We start from the raw sequence: 18,463 nt of genomic DNA on the forward strand, positions 1-18,463 counted from the left end.
GATCGGCTGTTTTATGTTGTGGTGGTACAGTCGTGCAACGTTGCGATGTATTTTTCGAGGTAAAGAGCCGCGTCTTTCGATTTGTATTGCAGAATATAACGTGGGTGATCAAGGGTGACGATTCGCTCAAAAAAGCCTTCCCGAGCGTTTAATCGATTCAAAAAGCTTTCATTTTTTCGACCCAGGCATACGGCTACTCTACGATCACAACCGAATTCGATCTGTGTTCGGACAGTTTCGGTAATAGCTGGCCAAAGCGCTTCAGTGGTAACACGGTCGTCGTAGAAATTATAGTTCTTCCCATTCTTCGTCAGGGCGAGCGGGAACAGTGACGATAGAAAAAATTGCCCGTAAAAGGCTTCCGCTCCGCCGAAAGCATCCACAACCTGATAAATAAATCGGCTCGACAGTTCGGGCGTGTCAGCAAGTGAATTGGCAATGTGGCAGTAGCGACGCAGATTCTGAGGAGTTGTAAACGAAATGCCCGTTACACCTGCGCCAAACCGACCCGGATTTATACCCAATACGAAAACGCGCGGCTGGTTATCGTTGAAAAATTTGCCGTAGAACTCCCCAACAATCCGACGTACATCCGGGTTTTGGTAGGGGTTAAGAACGTCTACCCCAACTGGAAGATTCGCAGGTGCGACAAGTGCATTGTAGTAGGGAATAGCTTTATCAGCAAAAGTTGACATAGGGTTTTTGAGAAATAAAAATAAAGTCGGGATTAGAGGCCCGACTTTGTTTTTCTGTCATTCCGACGATAGGAGGAATCTTAAAGCTTCCATAAGTCAGGCTCAAGATTACTCCTATCGTCGGAATGACAGAAAAATGTCTGATAAGATGGTTAGCGTTACTTGATATTCTTCCGGCGGTTGCGCTGAAAATCTTCGAACATCATATTGCCCAATCCTTGCAGGCCACTGTAGTACGCCCGGCCGTTGTTGACCTTTGTGAACTCCTGCACGAACTGTTTCAGGTAGGAGTCGGAGGCAATCATAAACGTGGTAATTGGAATGTCGAGTCGACGGCATTGGGCGGCCAGCGTCAGGGTTTTGCTCACTACCTTCCGGTCCAGTCCAAATGAGTTTTTATAGTACTTGATTCCCTCTTTCAAACAGGTTGGTTTACCATCCGTAATCATGAAAATCTGCTTGTTCTTATTCTTCCGCCGACGAAGCAGGTCCATCGACAGTTCGAGCCCGGCAACGGTGTTGGTATGGTAGGGACCAACTTCCAGATACGGCAGGTCCTTCGCCTGAATCTGCCAGGCATCGTTGCCAAACACCACAATATCGAGCGTATCTTTTGGGTATTTCTGTTTCACCAGTTCGACCAGCGCCAGTGCTACTTTTTTGGCGGGCGTAATCCGATCTTCACCGTACAGAATCATCGAGTGGCTAATGTCGATCATCAGCACGGTCGAGGTCTGGGTTTTCTGCTCTTTTTCCGTAACCTCCAGATCGCGCTCCATCAGCCGAAACTCTTCCACACCACTATTGATCTGCGCATTTTTGATCGATTCAGTCATCGAAATCTGCTCCAGCGTATCGCCAAACTGATAGCTACGGAGATCGCTACTGAGTTCGTCGCCGGTGCCGGTATAGGGCGTATTATGGTTGCCGCCCGATTTGGAACGTTTGAGCTTCCCAAAAATTTCTTCCAGCGCACTCCGCCGAATGGTTTGCTCACTTTTGGGCGTCATCACAATGCGACCTTCCTGGTTTTCTTCGGTGATGTACCCTTTTTCTTTCAGGTCGTCGAAGAAATTACCGATACCATATTTATCGTCGGTTAGGCCATACTGCCGGTCGAGCTGACTCATCCACGACATGGCCTGTTCCACATCGCCGGAAGTCATCAGCAGCAATTGCTGAAAAATGTTGAGCAGCTTGTCGAAGTTGCTGCCTCCTTTCTGCTCGGGAGGTATATAGTCGGAAAATTGAAAGCCTTTCATATTGCCAATGAGTGATTGCGTGAATTGTGAATGAGTGAATAGAAAAGTTTGCCTACAATCGTTATTGGGAGAACAGTATGGTTTGCGGATTTGTTCGCCTTATTTCTTCACAATTGGCAAACGAATTTGGGATGGGTATTGTGCCGAATGAAACACCTGATTGTGGGCCACTACCGCCTTGGTTTCGTCATAGTTGTTGCCACCGGTATTCAGGTTTCGGTCAAATCGTGGAAAGTTGCTGCTCGATATTTCCACCCGAATGCGATGCCCCGGTGCAAAATAATTACTGGTCGACATGGGGCTTAAGGTTAACTTATAAACTTTTCCTTTATCCATCCAGACTTCTTTATCGAACCCTTCACGATAACGGGCCCGCAGGATGGTTTCGTCCAGATTATAGGCTTTACCATCGGGATACACATCAATCAGTTTAACCGTAAAGTCGGTGTCTTTCGCATCGGATGAAACGTACAGCGTCGACTCGATCGAGCCCGTTACTTCCACTCCGTCGGCAAAGGGTTCGGTGGTATAGACCAGAATATCCTGCCGGGTTTCCATCTGGTGCTGATCGAATGAACCACCCTGTACAGCGTTGCCCGAGCAGCATACATTACCGCCATATGAAGGAACCGGATACATCGGATCGTAGGTGAAAGCATCAGCTTTTTCGTCTTTGCCTAATGGCTTGCTGGTCAGTTTGCCATCGCCATACAGGCTATTGGCTCGTCCGGCACTTGACAGATAAAAGGTTGTCAGTTCTGAATTGGCTGGTGGCCAGGTTTCGGCCGTTTGCCACCTGTTCGACCCCATCGTATAGTACCGAACGTGTGGCGTTTTTTTCAGCATATCGTTGGCCTCACCTTTCAGCCAGTAGTCGAACCAACCGTAAATCATGCTGTCGTAATCCAGTCGGGCGTCACCGACGCTTCGTTCACCGACGACAGTATTTTCGGTAGCTCGTTTGTAGGCACAATGCAGCGTTGGAGAAATTACTAAATACTGATTGTCGCGTACCTGTGGATCAGTAGCGTTTTTACGAACGTGATTGAACAAAGCCAGATTTGGGCCCGTCGACACATCGTACCAGGACGCAAACCAGAAGCTCGGTACGCCAAACGGCATGTTGTCGTGATACAAACCGCCTTTGTACCAATCGGGATCGTTGGGTTTGCGAACGATCATCTTTTCGTATACACCCTTTTGTCCGTTCACATTTTTAATGATGTCCTGTACAGGCAGATGCTTCAATCCCTGTGCCCAATCAACGCGGGGCATTTCGGGGGCTAAGTCGTAAAATCGGGAAACACGCGTTAAATCTTCGCTGGTGGCGGTTTTGGGAAAGAGTGGACGGGCAAACGTGTCGGTTTGCGTGCCATAGAGCCAGGTCGTAAACAGCATTTGCTGAGCACCACCCCGGTACCAGTTGCCTTGCTCGTAAAACTGCCCAACCCGACCAACGCCTGCGCCAAAGCTCATCGGAACCATAGCTGCATGAGCCGGATGATCCAGCGCTGCAACTGCCATCTGCCATTCGGCCGTTGACGAACAGCCGTATGTACCAATCTTTCCGTTCGACCAGGGTTGCTTCGCCATCCAGCTAAACGCATCGTAACCATCAGTTGTCGGTGGACCGAGAATATCCCATTCACCTTCAGAGAAAAACTTACCCCGTTCGTTCTGAACCACGTACGCGTACCCTCGTTTTACGGCGTCTAATGCGGCCTGATAGGAGTTTTGGTGTTGTTCGCCATCGCCCCATGCGTTGAAGTTGTACGGGGTTTTGGAGAAAATAATAGGGACTTTCTGGTCGGTTTTTGGTCGGTAGATGTCGGTCGCCAGTCGGACGCCATCGCGCATGGGCATCATGACCTTCTGCTCAATGATGGCTATTTCCTGTAGTTTTTTGAAGAGGTCTTCCTGAGGTACCTGCGCCTGTGACTGGCCAACGGAGCCAATTAAGAAGACCAGTAGTAGTTTTATTGATGAGGAATACTGTTTCATTAAGCCGTTAGTTAAGAAAGGAAGTAATTGGTTGAAGTAGCGCATTTATGGCCATAAAACAAAGCAGCGTAGCTTTTGAAGCCACGCTGCTTATCGAGTACGAAACGTACTGGAATCAATTCCCGACCGTATGGGGGTGGTGTTTACGGTATTTTCTGAGAGGATGATCCTGTTCTGAATAGGCAGGTTGCCAGGTCGTATCATGCTGCATTTTATAGTTTCGATTTACCAGGACGCTGTTCTCGGCATCAGAGGCTATACTGCCAATTGGCAGATCAGTTTCGCGTACAGGATGTTTATAATCGGCTAGTTTGGTGTTGTAATAAGCCCAGTTGTTGATGCTTTGGCTTGACCTGTCTTCCCATTTTGTAGAATAAGGTTGTTTGTAATTTCGGCTGGAGTATATTGGATTGTTTAGAGGCTGGTTTATCCCAGGCCCTGCTAAACAGACGGGCGTTATAGCGGCAGTTAAGCTCGCAAACAGGAGCGAGGCACAAATCGTTTTCATGGCGTTTCTGAGGTTTATTGTTGATCGGTTTATTAGCTAACCCCTTAAACCTCAGAATGCTTATTCCGTTTTTTCGATCCGTGAATTAAATCAAAATTTAATGGTGAATGCGGTAAACTGATTAAACCAGTTTGTCAAAAGTAGTTATCAGTTGTCTTGCTATATATACAATGATTGAATATATTGATTTGAGAACTACTAAGCGGCTTTAACTTCAATAACAGTAGATATAGTTTTGGGCATCGGCACCACAAGCCCTGTTTCGCGGGCTTCTTCCAAATAAAGTTCAATAGCCGATTTAATATTTTCTTTCACCTCATCAATTGTCTCGCCAACAGTGAAGCATACTGGTAAGTCTGGCACATAAGCCGAGTAGCCGCTATCTTCTGTTTCTTCAATAATCACTACATATTGCATTGCTTAAGGTCGTTTATTTCAAGCCTGCCTGTTTTAAAATTGCTTGCTCTGTACCGGGTTTTAGTTCCTTATTCATACCATGGTTAGGAACAACCACAATACCTGACTTTGTCGGATGTCGGTACACACAATGGCTACCACTTTGGCGTTTGAAATACCAGCCGTCGTCTTCCAACAACTTTATTATTTCTTTAACTTTTATCGCCATAGCGATTCCTTGATAAAGTTACGGAATATTTATACGCTATGAATTTATAACTGCGCCAGCAGGTACAACACGGCCATTCGAACGGCTACGCCGTTCTCGACCTGATCGAGAATGATACTGTGGGGCGAGTCGGCGGCATCGGAAGTAAGTTCGACTCCCCGGTTAATAGGGCCGGGGTGCATTAGTACGATGGGCCGGTCGAGGTCGTCGAGCATCTGTTTGGATATACCGAAAAAGAGCGAATACTCACGTAACGACGGGAAATATTTGATCTGCTGCCGTTCCAATTGAATCCGCAGGACGTTGGCGACATCGCACCAGGCTAGTGCCGCCCGAACATCATGGCCAACTTTCACCCCCAGCGATTCGATGTATTTGGGAATGAGCGTTTTCGGGCCGCAGACCATAACTTCGGCGCCCTGTTTCTGTAGGCAGAAAATATTCGACAAGGCCACCCGTGAGTGGGTAATGTCGCCGATGATCGCTATACGTTTTCCGGCTACATCGCCCAGTTTTTCCCGGATCGAAAACGAGTCGAGCAGGGCTTGTGTGGGGTGCTCGTGCGTGCCGTCGCCCGCGTTAACGACATTGGCCTTGATGTGTTTGGTCAGGTAATGAGGAGCGCCGGGGCTGCTGTGCCGCATCACCACCATATCGACCTTCATCGCCAGAATGTTGTTGACCGTATCCAGCAGGGTTTCACCTTTCTTAACGGAACTTCCTGATGCGGAAAAATTGACCACATCGGCCGAAAGTCTTTTTTCGGCTAGTTCGAAGGATAGGCGGGTACGCGTCGAATTTTCGAAAAAAACGTTGGCAATTGTCACATCGCGCAGGGATGGGACTTTTTTGATCGGTCGGTTGATGACTTCTTTAAACTGACTGGCCGTTTCCAGAATGAGCTGAATATCAGACTCGGTCAGGTCTTTGATGCCCACCAAATGGCGGACGCTGAGCGATTGGGCCATGCGATTGATGCGGGTAAAAATCGGGCAAAGATAAGGGTCTCGACGGTAAACCGAACCCTGTTGACCACATTGAGCCAAACTTCACCCGAATAAATTCAGTAATTGATTGATCCTTAGATCGTCTTTGGCTATACGCCAATTTCAATTCTGGGTGATTCTGGCGCGTATACCAGCCGCTGCCTCTTCGTAGGAAGCTCCGATCGGAATTTGTTTGCCAGCAATAGTAAGTTCCTGACGACTGATTTTATCAATTTTATTGACAGCAATAAGATAGGACCGATGGATGCGGACAAACTGATCGGTCGATAAGAGCTGCTGGAGTTCCGTGAGGGTCTGGCGACTCAGGAGTTTGCGGGTTTTGAGCACATAGGTAAGGTAATTTCCATCCGCTTCGATATACAAAATATCGTCCAGCATCACCTTCTCTTCGTCATAACCGGTTTTGATGAACAGAAAGGCGGGTTCTGTAGTGCTGCGGGATGTTTTATGTTCCAGTGCCTTACTACAGGCTTTCATAAACCGCGTCAACGGGAACGGTTTTAATAGATAATCGATCGCATCCAGGTCAAAACCTTCAACGGCATAGCTGGAATAAGCGGTTGTAAAGACAACCATCGGTACTCTGGATAGAGATTTAATTACGTCGATACCAGAGATGTCGGGCATTTTAATGTCCAGAAAAAGCAGATCCACTTTGTTGGTCTGTAGCCAGGCAATAGCCTCGAAAGCGTCGGTAAAAGAGGCTTTCAGGTCTAAAAAACTTACCCTGGCGGCATGGAGCCGGATCACTTCCAGGGCTTGGGGTTCGTCGTCGATTGCGATTGCGGTCAGCGTCATACAGCCCGATTTACTTCATTTTTATCCATTTTGATTCGCCGTGGATTACACCCGTAATACTGTCGTCGGATGCAGATTCAAAGGTAAACCGGTCGCCGTATTCTTTTACGAAAAAGTTAAGATTCGATTCAGGGCATAACGTATATTCCATGTTGTTCCACAACTGTTTTACCCATAAACTATTTTCTTTGGCGGTGATCTGAAGAACACGGCCCGGGCGATTATGAAGGGTATAGTTTCCGACCATAGCCGCCAGTTTTTCCGACGATAGTCGAATCATATTCTTGATAATCGGTTTAAAATCAGGCCAATTGTATAGATGGGCGATGCTCCGCATTAATTCCATGCCTAATCCCATTCCCTGATCGCCATTGGTCATGATGACAGCACCCTGACCCGTTTTGGTATAACTGTAGAAATAACATTTATACCCTACAGGGCTGCCATGCGTAGAAGCGTCTGTTGGCAGAAGGGGTGGCCGTAAGTGGGTTTTCATCCGACCGGCTTTGGGTTCACTAGCGGATGAGTGTGTTTGTCCGATTACTACTTTGGCTACGAGTAGCATCAATACTATGGCAACAGCAAACTGTCTCATGATTAGTAGAGAGTTAATAGTAATACGATAAATGATTGGGGTAGTGACTAAAAAGAAGGGAGAGCGCTTTCGGAACCGAACCGTGGCATGGTTACGTGGTGTGTCTGAAAATCAGAGTCTTGTATCAACCGTGCCACAGTTCCGGAAACACCCGATTAGAACCTACCAGAACACCAGGGTAAGTGCTACGAAATAGTCCTGCTCCGACTGCTGAATCGTGAGCTGATGCCGTCCCGGATAGATTAGCGCCAACCGTTTCTGAACATTATCGAGCCCAACCCCCGATTGTTCTTCTTCAGGATCATTGGCCTGTTTACTATGCAGGGAGTTATGAACTTTGAAGTACAGATGCGTGGCGTCGAGGGTAAGCGTGACGTAAATCCACGACGGATTTCGAAGACTTATGCCATGTTTAAAGGCATTTTCCACGAACGGAATCAACATCATGGGTGCCAGGTAAATCTCCCGATCCGGCTCCTGAAGCGTGACCCGAATCTCGATGTTGTGCGATTCATCCAGGCGCATCCGCTGGAGCTGAATGTAATTTTGCAGATACGTAATCTCCTTACTCAGCGGAATTCGTTCACGATTGTTCTCCTGCAACATAAATCGCATCATATCACCCAGTTTCTGAATGCCATCGGCGGTTTTTTCGCTGTTTTCTTTCAAGGCTGTAGCGTATAGGCTGTTGAGCGCATTGAATAGAAAATGGGGGTTGATCTGCGCCCGAAGGCTTGCCAGCTCAGCGGATTTTGAGGAGACCTGGGTTTGTAGTACGGTTTTTTCAGTAGAGAATGTTTGCCGTAGATAAGCGATGGAAAAGGAAAGTACGTAGCTGGTCGACAGAAACATAGCTACATTCCAGATTCGGTAAAAGTAGAACGAATCGCCCGCGCCCCATACCAGTAGCGTTCCGCTCAGGCCAATGAACAAATAGACTATGATACGATTGATTAGTTCTGGCGATTGATCGCGGAGATGGGGGAGGATATACGTAAAACAGTAGGACTGGAGAAAGTAGACCTGGATCGTTAGGGCCATCAGAGCAAGTATCTCCCGTAAGGGGAGCTGCCACAAAGTGGTTGGAAGATGACCATCTAATGCGAAACTGAGGAGAAACAGACCGACTCCTCCCAGGAATACGTAGCTGAGTGGCCGGAAATAACGCTCCGTTTCCTGGGCGATTTTCTGGTTCAGGAATGAGTAAAATTGAAAAACTAATTCATAGGCCAGCAGAACGATAGCGAGGCCAATGGTATCGGCCAGCACCGTGCGTTTTCGGTATAACGAGTAAACTTTCAGCCCGATAATCTGATGCATCGTATCATGCCGAAAGCGCACGTATTGCTTGAGGTAGTGGTAACTGAAGGCGCTGGCGACGAGCAATAAAAAGACTTGTGTTAGATAGATCCAGCCTTTAGATTCCTGGATGGACTGATTCAGTTGAGGATAGGCCAGTTGATGGAACACATACCAGGCAGCCAGAAAGAAACATACGCCCGCTATCAGCGGACTATTATTATTCAGGATATAATTATAGCCGCTCAGGTCATGGCTGAGCGTCGAAGCTGGCAAATGAAGCCCCTGCACTTGCTCGATCATGCCGTCGAGTCGGTGAATCTCCTGAATAAGCCGACGAAGAATGTAAACGATGGCTATGCCGATGAGGAATAACGGCTCAAAACGGCGAAGAGAAGTAAGGTTCCACATAGATTTAAGTTTGGATCAAAACTAGATGGAACCGACAAGCGCGTGAGGGAAATGGGACGAACAAGCCTGAAAATGGGATGAATCAGTGGCTAGGCCCTGTCTTACTGTTTGATAAGTGGAAACAAAGGTGATTCAATATGCGACTGGGTCATTAGTCGGCCCAATTCCTTAGCCTTGTCAGGATATTGAGTAGCCAGATTATGCGCTTCGGCGGAGTCTTTGCTAAGGTCATATAACTCGACTGGCGCGTTGGGGTTGCTGGCAACCTGTAATCGAACCGCTTTCCAATTCCCTTGCCGAACGGCCTGCCGACCACCGTTTTCATGGAATTCCCAATACAGGAAATCGTGCTTTTTCTGAACGCCTTGGCCCGTCAGTGACGGAACAAATGAAAGGCCATCTATACCTGTAGGCGTTTTAGCGCCCGCCAGTTGGGTGAAGGTAGGGAGCAGGTCCCAGAACGCGCCGATATAGTCGCTTTTCGAACCCGATTTAATTGTTCCCGGCCAGCGAGCAAAAAAAGGTTCCCGGATACCACCTTCGTACAAATCCCGCTTAACACCCCGCAAATTACCACTGCTATTGAAAAACGCCGGATCAGCTCCACCTTCGATATGCGGGCCGTTGTCACTCGTGAAAATGACCAGTGTGTTTTGATCAAGTCCTTTTTCTTTCAATTTGGCCATCACCTGTCCAACGTATACGTCCAGACGGGCTACCATAGCGGCAAACGTGGCACGAGGATACTCCTGTGACGTATATCCACCCGTTTTGGCATTTGGACCGTAATCGGCTCCTTTAAACGGCTTTTCTGGAAATTTGCCTTTGTAATACGCCAACAGGCTATCGTTGGGCACTAGTAGCTCAGCATGAGGCAGGATATAAGGCAAAAACAGAAAAAAGGGCTGTTTGCCATCGCGCTCGTTCAGGAAGTTCAGTGCTTGCTTCTGAATCAGATCAGGAGCGTATTCTTTCGCTTTCCGCAGATCTTCATTCGCGGCCAGCACTACTTTCTGACTGTTGTTCCACAGGTGATCAGGGTAATATCGGTGGGCCAACGACTGGCAATTGTAACCATAAAATTGATTAAAACCCTGCTTGTTAGGATCGCCCTGGGAGCCGACCGGCCCTAAGCCCCACTTACCAAAAGCACCTGTAACATAACCCGCCTTTTGAAGAAGTTCGGCCACTGTGGTCACTGAGTCAGCAATGGGCTCCTGTCCTTCAGGGTCTACACCTTTGTTGCCCCGGATGTAGGTATGGCCGGTATGTTTTCCGGTTAAGAGCGACGATCGGGAGGGAGCGCAGACAGACGTACCCGCATAAAATTGAGTAAACTGCATGCCTTCCCGAGCCAGCCGGTCGATGTTCGGGGTTTTTATTAATTTCTGTCCGTTTATGCCTACATCACCATAGCCAAGGTCATCGGCCAGAATAAAGATGATATTCGGACGATTTGCCGGACGGTTTTGTGCATTGGCACAAAAAGATAAGAGAAGAAAGAAATAAAGAAGGGGCTTTGTCATAACTGTAACGCGGGTGGAAACCCGCGACTCTATTAATAAATACGCTAAGCTGAGCGCGAATTTCCACCCGCGTTACTTGACTGCTGTAAACGTCATTTTGGGTAACTGCATGGCGTTTTCCAGGAGCTTGATTTCCAACTGAAGAATTGCTTCTTCGGCGTTTATGTCGATTTTATCTGTATCGTCGGTTGGTTTATGGTAATCGGGGTGACCACCCGTATGAAAAAACAAGACCGGGATTTGTTTGGCGTAGAAAGCTGCATTGTCGGAGCCGCCGTTCCCGGCTCGATCCGTAAAGAATTTGATGCGGCTTTCAACTCCGTTAAAAACGGTAGGCCAGGAATCGCTGGTGCCATAGCCACCAATACCCACACCCCGTTTTGAATTGTAGCGGCCAATCATGTCCATACAAATCATGAAATTCAGCTTTTCGAGCGGAAGCGTTGGGTTATTCAGGAAATAACGCGACCCCTGCAAGCCCAGCTCCTCAGCACCAAAGGCCATAAACAGAAAATTATACGGTTCCTTTATCTTGTTTTGACTGAAATAGCGGGCCATTTCCAGCAACCCGGCTACGCCCGATGCGTTATCATCGGCTCCATTATGGATTTTCCCCTGAGGTAATGAATCCAGCGAGCTGCCCTGTCTACCCAAACCCAGGTGATCATAATGGGCTCCAATCACAATTGTATACGGCGCGTCGTTGTCCAGAAAACCGATTACATTCCGGGCTTCCCGCAGACTATCTGGCACGATAACCCGTCGGATTTTGGCGGTGAACGGCTGATAATACCCGTCTGTACCCAGTGGTTTCAGGTCGTATTTTTTGAATTGTGTTGCAACGTAACGGGCCGCTTCTGCGTTTTCCGGGCTGCCTGTACCGCGCCCCTGCATTTTGTCGGAAGCCAGAAAGTGAATGTGCTTACTGATTCGTTTTGCTGACGGCTCCTGCCCAAACAAAGGTTTTACTACTAAAAATAACGTGATAAAGAGGCAATATTTCATGAAAACTGCTGTGATCGTATTGAATCAGTCTGGCAAGATAGGGCTGTAAACGGTATTGGCGCAACAAGTTTAGTGTGGACTGAATATCCCGACTTATTCCATCACCACACAACTGTAAGCAGGAATATGAACCAGATCTCCACTAAACTGACTACCCTGCCCGGTTTCGAATACGATCTGGTGGCACCAGTATTCGTCAGGCGACAGTACAATCTCTATTGGCTCTTTAGTCAGATTATGAATGACCAGAATACGTCCGCCATTTTCCGATTGTCGGATAAACGATACGGTACCTTTCTGACGAATTCCCGTTTGTGCTAACCGACTTAGGTTGTCGTTCAGGACCGGGTGGTTATTGCGATAGTGAATCAGTCGTTTGTAATGTGTAAATAAAGAGTCCGGGTCGGTTTGCTGGTGGGCCAATGGGCGGATAGTTCGGCTAGTACTATACCGCCCCCGTCGCCAGAATGTACGTTGTTTATCCCGGTCGCGGAAATCCCAGAGGAAGGGTTCACGAATGTTTTCATCGGGTTTTACGCCCCGCATCCCAATTTCTTCGCCGTAATACAGGTAAGGCAGGCCGGGTAAGGTTAATAACAGATTGGCCGCCACTTTTAGGTGATTCGCATTGCCTTTCAGCAAACTACCAATCCGGTTCTGGTCATGATTGGATAGAATCAGTGCATCGATAAACTGCGGATTCACATTACAGAAAGCGGCATGTACATACGTCAGAAACTGAATCATGTCTTCGGTATCGTCTTCCTGCCGAACAATTTCTTCAATAATCAACCGCAGATCGAAGTTGAAATTGGCTTTCAGGCCGCGAAAATAAGGAGCAATGCGTTCGGGCCGCGTCCAGACTTCGCCAATAGTATAAGCTCCTGGCTTAGCGGCTGCGACCTCCCGGCCAAACTCTTCCCAGAAATCGTGATTTTTTGTCTCCTCATAATCGCGATAAAGATGTCGGGCTGCATCGAGCCGAAACCCATCAACACCAACCTCATTGAGCCAGTAACGCACGATCTTAAACACTTCGTCGCGAACAGGTCGATGGTCGAAATTCAGATCGGGCATACCCTGCCAGAACATGCCGTAGTATTTCTCAGGGTATTTGGCGCCAGGTACCGAATGCCAGGGACTTCGTTCATCGGAGTCGGCCGTGATGTCGCGGGTAGCCAGATTTCGAGCTTTAATCTCCTTAGGCGTAAGCCATTTGTAGAAATTCCAGTACGGATTCTGAGGTCCTTTTGCGGCCTCTTGAAACCAGTGATGCTGAATGCTGGTATGGTGTAAGACCAGATCGATAATGATGGCTATGCCCCGTTGGTGAGCTTCCTGGATAAGCCGCCTACAATCGTCGAGTGTACCATATTCCGGGTCGATGCCGTAATAGTCGGTTACGTCGTATTTGTGGTAACTGGGCGATGGACTAATAGGCATCAACCAGATGGCCGATACACCCAGGTCTTTCAAATAGTCGAGGTTTGCTGTGACACCATTGAGATCGCCGATGCCATCGCCATTCGAATCGGCAAACGACCGAACAAAAATTTCGTAATGAACGCCAGTATGGCCGATGGGGAGAATCATAAAGAGTGAAGGAGCGAAAGAGTGAAAGAGCGAGTCTGCGTCAGCAATTCACTCTTTCACTCTTTCGCTCTGTAAAAATCGTTTCAACGCTTGATAAACTCGATGGGTAGGTAATCCCATGACGGTATAGAAGGAACCTTCCAGCCGTTCGATACCTACTAAACCAATAAAATCCTGAGCACCGTAAGAGCCCGCTTTATCGAATGGTTGGCAAGTATGAATGTAATACGTGATTTCGGCGTCGGATAGTTTGGCAAATTGAACGACCGTTTCATCGGTAAATGACTCCAGCCCGTCGGGCGATAGGATCGCAACACCCGTCCGAACGCGGTGGGTACGGCCTGATAGCATTCGCAGCATGCGTTGCGCATCGGCTTCATCCTGCGGTTTATTCAGGATTTGATTGTCCAGAATGACCACCGTATCGGCGCAGAGGATAATCCGACTGCCTAAATCAGGCCGGAACTGAATTGCTTTCTCCCGTGCCAGGTATTCAGCTACTTCATCGGCAGGCATAGTTGCTGGAAAAAGCTCGTCAGTTGGTCGGGTTTCGATGGTAAATGAGAAACCGGCGTCGGTCATAAGTTGCTTACGTCGGGGTGAACCGGATGCCAGCACAAGCGGAAAGACTAACTGCATTTAGGATGGATGAACAATGTATTATGAATTATAAAGCGAATTTCGGCTATAATCGTAAATCGTATACTATAAATCGTAATTCCTTTGACAATTCGTCCCGCTACTCCGGCCGATGCAGCTTTACTTACTGATATATCCGCGGTAACCATGCGCGATACGTTTGGCCCACCCTATAACCCTGCCGAGCTGGTTGAGGAATACATTCAGTCGGCATTCTCATTGGCTATTATAGAGTCCGAACTGGCTGATCCTAAATCGCTTTTCTTTTTGATGGAAACACCCAACGGCCATCCGGCAGGGTACGCCAAGCTTCGCCGTGGTCGTCCTCCACGACGAATGAAGGATCGAAATGCCGTTGAGATTCAACGCATTTATCTGCTGCAAACGCAACTTGGGCAGGGGCAGGGACGTATACTCATGCAGCATTGTCTCGACTGGGCGCGTACTCAGGGGTATACGTCCGTGTGGTTAGGGGTGTGGGAGCGTAACGTACGGGCTATAGCGTTCTACCAGAAAATGGGCTTTGAACGGCTGGGCTTCCATTACTTTCAATTTGGTTCTGAGCGGCAGCGGGATTATTGGCTTCAAAAACAGTTAACTACCTAAATGGTTGGTATGAAGGTTGGAAAAGAGATGTTTTAAGCTTTGGAAATGAACAGATCTAATTGGGCTTAATTGATTTAATTGGATTATAATTAGAAAGTTTGGCGTAAATCGTTCCTAATCAGAAGTACATTATATTAAACGATTTCACCTCGCCACACTCTAAGTAGTAGTTTATCAGCTCATGAGTCAGTTGTATCCGAACAAGTATTTGTCAGTATTACACTGTTTGGCAGTGTGGCTGATTCTTTTTGCCGGATGCGTATCAATAGCGAAGGCACAGCAGAATCCTGGCCATTCCCAGGCCGACAGTTCACGTTTCAGGCTGAACCCTGATCGGGTACATATCGATACATTACGAAATAAGCCGATCAACTACGGGCCTACCGACTCGTTGATGGCCATTAAGCTCACGGCCGTTACGGATAGTAGCCTCCTGCGCGACAGTATTTTTTATAGCCGTCTGAAAGAGCGAATGTATAAGCACCGGCTAACGCGCCAATTGTATGACGCTATTTTTCAGGACGTATACAATAGCCGTCTGAAAACGGGAGAAGTGAATCAGCTCGAAACCAATCCGTTTAAACCGTTTGAAGGGCGAATTATCGGGACTATTTACATTCGTAGACTGAGCGTATTTGGCCAGACCGTTTATGATACATTGCGCCAACCCGGAAACTGGATTGAACGACTGGGAGGGCGATTGCATACCAATACCCGCGAGCATGTTATCCAACGTTCGTACCTACTTTTTCAGCAGGGTGATATTGTCAATCCTACCGTGTTGCGGGATAACGAACGTTTGCTTCGAACCACGTCTATTTTTCATGATGCGCGTATTCTGGTTGTCCCGCGCTCTGGAAGTCGTCAGTTTGTGGATGTATATGTGATTACACAAGACGTATGGTCGTTGCTGCCCATTGGTGGGTTTGGTGGCTTTCGAAACTTTAGTGTTGGGTTTAATCAGCTAAACTTTCGGGGATTAGGGCATCAGCTTTGGACGCAGGTAGCTTATAACGGCGACGATCCGCGCCAGACACTCGAATATCAGGCGCATTACAAGGTGCCTTTTATCGGTAAAACATTCCTGACAGCGCAGGCAGATATGTTGTACCTGCGCGACCTGAAACAGGTATCCACTAAAATTTATCGCCCGTTTCTAACTCCTGACACTAAGTATGCCGGTTCCATCGAACTGAATCATACAGAGATCAATAATCGGCTTATCACGCGGGAAGACAGCATACTTTACGTACCCCTTTCCTACAACTATACCGATATCTGGATTGGGCGGTCGTTCCGGTTATTTTATCGGGAAAATGACAGGGATATTGAGAAAAAAGGCCGTTCTCGGCTGATTGTTGCTTTACGGAATACCGATTATTCGTACAGCCGACGGCCTACCGTAACGGCCGATACCAACCAGATTTATCAGGACAGCCGGACTACCTTATTTAGTGTTGGTTACTCCCGTCGTAAGTATGTTCGGGATGTGTTGATCTATGGATTTGGTCGTACAGAAGACGTCCCCACTGGAGAGTCGATCGCGTTGATTACCGGAATCGATAATGCCGAACTTGGGCATCGAACGTACATGGGACTCAACTTTTCGCAGGGCAACTATGTGCGGTCGATGGGCTATGTGTATGGGTTAGTCAGTCTGGGTGGTTTTGTTCGATCACGCACCATTGAACAGGGTGTTTTTTCGCTCGAATCCAACTATTTCAGCCCGCTGGTAAAAAGTCGCTGGGGAAATATGCGCCATTTCTTCAATACACGGTACACGACCGGTATTGGTCGATTCGATAATGAATACATTTCACTAAGTAGTACAGGCAGCGGGATTAATACGGACGGTATTGGTGTCAATAGTGATGCGCTTATTGGTACAAAACGGTGGTTTATCAACTACGAAAATATTCTGTTTTCCAAGCTCAACCTAATTGGATTCCGCGTGGCATTCATCGCGTTTGTCAACCTTGGGTTAGTCAGTTTTCCAGATCGTCCATTGCTGAGCGGACCGCTTTATCAAGGCTATGGCATTGGTTTTCGACTCCGAAATGAAAACCTTACATTCAATAGTTTTCAGGTCCGGCTGGCCTATTATCCAAACATTCCAAACAATACCATTCCCTTCCGCCAGGTATTTGAAGGAGTACCAACCCTGCGATTCCGGGACTTTGACTTGTCGGCTCCTCAAATCATCCCTTATCAATAATGAATTTATTTGTATTTAATGTTGTTACATTAAATACAAATACTTTATCTTTGTGACATGTCTATCGAAACCGACATCAAGCAAACAACACCATTCAAAACCCCCTATCATCGGGTGATGGTGAATCTTATATACACAAGCAACTGGATTTCAGCGACGCAGACAAAATTGCTGAAGCCGTCTGGCCTGACCTTGCAGCAATACAATGTGTTGCGGATCTTACGTGGTCAGTATCCTTCTCCAGTAAAAGTGAGCGACATTACCGAGCGCATGCTGGATAAAATGTCGAACGCTTCCCGGCTGGTTGATAAACTAGTCGCTAAGAAACTTGTCTTACGTACTGAATGCCCAAGTGACCGACGGGCGGTTGATGTCGTCATTACCGATAAAGGGCTTGAACTACTTAATCAACTGGACATTAGTCAGGCTGATTGGGATCAGAAACAGCGGTGTAAACTGACTGAAGATGAGGCTGTTCAGCTAAGCCAATTGCTGGACAAACTTCGGGGCTAACTAATTTCCTTGTTTACTTTACTTTTTATCAATTTCCAATTAACAATTTACAACCAATGAAAAAGGCAACTTTTTTTGCTGCTCTTTTATTGTCTTCAGCGAGCGCATTTGCTCAAAACTGGGGTCTTGACAAAGCTCACTCGAATCTGGGTTTCACCGTAACGCACATGATGTTGGCCGAAGTAGACGGTAAGTTCACAAACTTCGATGTTAAAATGGCTTCATCGAAAGATGATTTTTCGGACGCTCAAATCGACCTGACGGCCGATGTGAACAGCGTCAACACAAACCAGGATCGTCGGGATACACACCTGAAAAGCCCTGATTTCTTCGATGCGGCTAAATATCCAACGCTGTCGTTCAAAAGTAAGTCGATTAGCAAAGTATCGGCTAACAAATACAAACTGGTTGGTGATCTGACCATGCACGGCGTAACCAAGCCTGTAACGCTCGATGCTGTTATCAACGGACCGGTTACGAACCCACAAAACAAGCAAACCAAGGCTGGTTTTAAAGTAACTGGCGAAGTAAAACGGGCTGATTTCTCACTAGGCGCGGCCCCTACGGCTGTGGTTAGCGATGAAATCGCTATCCGGGCTACCGGCGAACTGGTGAAACAACAGTAATTGTAGTGATAGTGGATTATGAAAAATCCCCGTTACCGATCTGGTAACGGGGATTTTTTCTAGTTAGGAGTGCCAAAAATCTACAGAAACGCCGGAAAATCGTCCATGAAGGCAATCTCGGCAGTTGTGTGATTTACGGAGCAGCAATAGTGGGTCAATCCATTTGAAATAACCAGATACGGTGCCTTATGCACATGATTATATCGGGCAATCTGGTCGAAAACGATTTGTGTTAGTGCAATATGAGGGGCTTTGCACTCAACTAGTAAAAAGGGGCTTCCTTCCCGGTCAAACACAACAATATCGGTTCGCTTCAGCGTTTGATTGAGGGTCAGCCCCCCTTCCGTACGAATAAGGGCTTTCGGGTAAGCATAGTGGGTCAGTAGCAGGTTAATAACATGCTGACGAACCCACTCTTCGGGCGACAGCCGCACATACTTCCGGCGGATCAAGTCAAAAATATAGGGTTTTCCTTCGACTTGCTTAGTTTTGCAATCAAAGGTTGGCAGGTTCAATGGGACCATACCACGAAGTTACGA

The 18,463-nt window shown here is 47.4% G+C and carries 19 protein-coding genes; 4 read left to right on the forward strand and 15 right to left on the reverse strand.

Going from position 1 to position 18,463, the window contains the following annotated elements; genetic code table 11:
- Window positions 1-11: 11 nt before the first annotated feature.
- The 14 genes from ACYVFD_RS07825 to ACYVFD_RS07890 all read right to left on the reverse strand — a co-directional run bounded on the left by ACYVFD_RS07825 (window position 12) and on the right by ACYVFD_RS07890 (window position 13,964).
- Window positions 12-695 carry a uracil-DNA glycosylase family protein gene (locus ACYVFD_RS07825; protein ID WP_461089279.1) on the reverse strand — a complete coding sequence of 228 codons (684 nt, stop codon included), beginning with the start codon at window positions 693-695 and terminating at the stop codon, window positions 12-14.
- Window positions 696-853: 158 nt separating this feature from the next.
- Window positions 854-1,957 carry a vWA domain-containing protein gene (locus ACYVFD_RS07830; protein WP_461089281.1) on the reverse strand — a complete coding sequence of 368 codons (1,104 nt, stop codon included), beginning with the start codon at window positions 1,955-1,957 and terminating at the stop codon, window positions 854-856.
- Between the two features lie 99 nt (window positions 1,958-2,056).
- Window positions 2,057-3,958 carry a CocE/NonD family hydrolase gene (locus ACYVFD_RS07835; protein WP_461089283.1) on the reverse strand — a complete coding sequence of 634 codons (1,902 nt, stop codon included), beginning with the start codon at window positions 3,956-3,958 and terminating at the stop codon, window positions 2,057-2,059.
- A 115-nt stretch (window positions 3,959-4,073) separates the two neighbouring features.
- Window positions 4,074-4,466: a hypothetical protein gene (locus ACYVFD_RS07840; RefSeq protein WP_461089285.1), complete on the reverse strand. Its 393-nt coding sequence runs from the start codon at window positions 4,464-4,466 to the stop codon at window positions 4,074-4,076.
- A 198-nt stretch (window positions 4,467-4,664) separates the two neighbouring features.
- Window positions 4,665-4,883 (reverse strand): type II toxin-antitoxin system HicB family antitoxin, encoded by a 219-nt coding sequence (locus ACYVFD_RS07845; RefSeq protein WP_461089287.1) that lies wholly within the window; start codon window positions 4,881-4,883, stop codon window positions 4,665-4,667.
- Between the two features lie 13 nt (window positions 4,884-4,896).
- The gene (locus ACYVFD_RS07850; RefSeq protein WP_461089289.1) at window positions 4,897-5,091 is read right to left on the reverse strand and encodes a type II toxin-antitoxin system HicA family toxin; all 195 of its coding nucleotides are present in this window, start codon (window positions 5,089-5,091) and stop codon (window positions 4,897-4,899) included.
- A gap of 44 nt (window positions 5,092-5,135) precedes the next feature.
- Window positions 5,136-6,059, reverse strand: a complete 924-nt coding sequence (locus ACYVFD_RS07855; RefSeq protein WP_461089291.1) for an aspartate carbamoyltransferase catalytic subunit — start codon at window positions 6,057-6,059, stop codon at window positions 5,136-5,138.
- A gap of 141 nt (window positions 6,060-6,200) precedes the next feature.
- The gene (locus ACYVFD_RS07860) at window positions 6,201-6,896 is read right to left on the reverse strand and encodes a LytR/AlgR family response regulator transcription factor (protein ID WP_461089293.1); all 696 of its coding nucleotides are present in this window, start codon (window positions 6,894-6,896) and stop codon (window positions 6,201-6,203) included.
- Between the two features lie 10 nt (window positions 6,897-6,906).
- Window positions 6,907-7,491 (reverse strand): hypothetical protein, encoded by a 585-nt coding sequence (locus ACYVFD_RS07865; RefSeq protein ID WP_461089295.1) that lies wholly within the window; start codon window positions 7,489-7,491, stop codon window positions 6,907-6,909.
- A 162-nt stretch (window positions 7,492-7,653) separates the two neighbouring features.
- Window positions 7,654-9,201: a sensor histidine kinase gene (locus ACYVFD_RS07870; protein ID WP_461089297.1), complete on the reverse strand. Its 1,548-nt coding sequence runs from the start codon at window positions 9,199-9,201 to the stop codon at window positions 7,654-7,656.
- A 101-nt stretch (window positions 9,202-9,302) separates the two neighbouring features.
- Window positions 9,303-10,727: an arylsulfatase gene (locus ACYVFD_RS07875; protein WP_461089299.1), complete on the reverse strand. Its 1,425-nt coding sequence runs from the start codon at window positions 10,725-10,727 to the stop codon at window positions 9,303-9,305.
- 72 nt (window positions 10,728-10,799) lie between these two features.
- Entirely contained in the window at window positions 10,800-11,732 is a 933-nt protein-coding gene (locus tag ACYVFD_RS07880) for a M20/M25/M40 family metallo-hydrolase (protein WP_461089301.1), read from the reverse strand.
- A gap of 93 nt (window positions 11,733-11,825) precedes the next feature.
- Window positions 11,826-13,325, reverse strand: coding sequence for an alpha-amylase family glycosyl hydrolase (locus ACYVFD_RS07885; protein ID WP_461089303.1), 1,500 nt, complete (start codon window positions 13,323-13,325; stop codon window positions 11,826-11,828).
- A gap of 48 nt (window positions 13,326-13,373) precedes the next feature.
- Window positions 13,374-13,964, reverse strand: a complete 591-nt coding sequence (locus ACYVFD_RS07890; protein WP_461089305.1) for a Maf family protein — start codon at window positions 13,962-13,964, stop codon at window positions 13,374-13,376.
- An 84-nt stretch (window positions 13,965-14,048) separates the two neighbouring features.
- On the opposite strand from ACYVFD_RS07890, the gene ACYVFD_RS07895 reads away from it, so the two are divergent.
- The 4 genes from ACYVFD_RS07895 (at window position 14,049) to ACYVFD_RS07910 (ending at window position 17,924) form a co-directional block, all read left to right on the forward strand.
- Entirely contained in the window at window positions 14,049-14,570 is a 522-nt protein-coding gene (locus ACYVFD_RS07895; protein ID WP_461089307.1) for a GNAT family N-acetyltransferase, read from the forward strand.
- Between the two features lie 181 nt (window positions 14,571-14,751).
- Window positions 14,752-16,785 (forward strand): BamA/TamA family outer membrane protein, encoded by a 2,034-nt coding sequence (locus ACYVFD_RS07900; RefSeq protein ID WP_461089309.1) that lies wholly within the window; start codon window positions 14,752-14,754, stop codon window positions 16,783-16,785.
- A gap of 57 nt (window positions 16,786-16,842) precedes the next feature.
- The gene (locus ACYVFD_RS07905; protein WP_461089311.1) at window positions 16,843-17,298 is read left to right on the forward strand and encodes a MarR family winged helix-turn-helix transcriptional regulator; all 456 of its coding nucleotides are present in this window, start codon (window positions 16,843-16,845) and stop codon (window positions 17,296-17,298) included.
- A gap of 56 nt (window positions 17,299-17,354) precedes the next feature.
- Window positions 17,355-17,924 (forward strand): YceI family protein, encoded by a 570-nt coding sequence (locus ACYVFD_RS07910; RefSeq protein ID WP_461089313.1) that lies wholly within the window; start codon window positions 17,355-17,357, stop codon window positions 17,922-17,924.
- Window positions 17,925-18,004: 80 nt separating this feature from the next.
- On the opposite strand, the gene ACYVFD_RS07915 is transcribed toward ACYVFD_RS07910, so the two are convergent.
- Window positions 18,005-18,448 (reverse strand): type I restriction enzyme HsdR N-terminal domain-containing protein, encoded by a 444-nt coding sequence (locus ACYVFD_RS07915; protein ID WP_461089315.1) that lies wholly within the window; start codon window positions 18,446-18,448, stop codon window positions 18,005-18,007.
- Window positions 18,449-18,463 lie beyond the last annotated feature (15 nt).

The organism is Spirosoma gilvum, assembly GCF_054776815.1.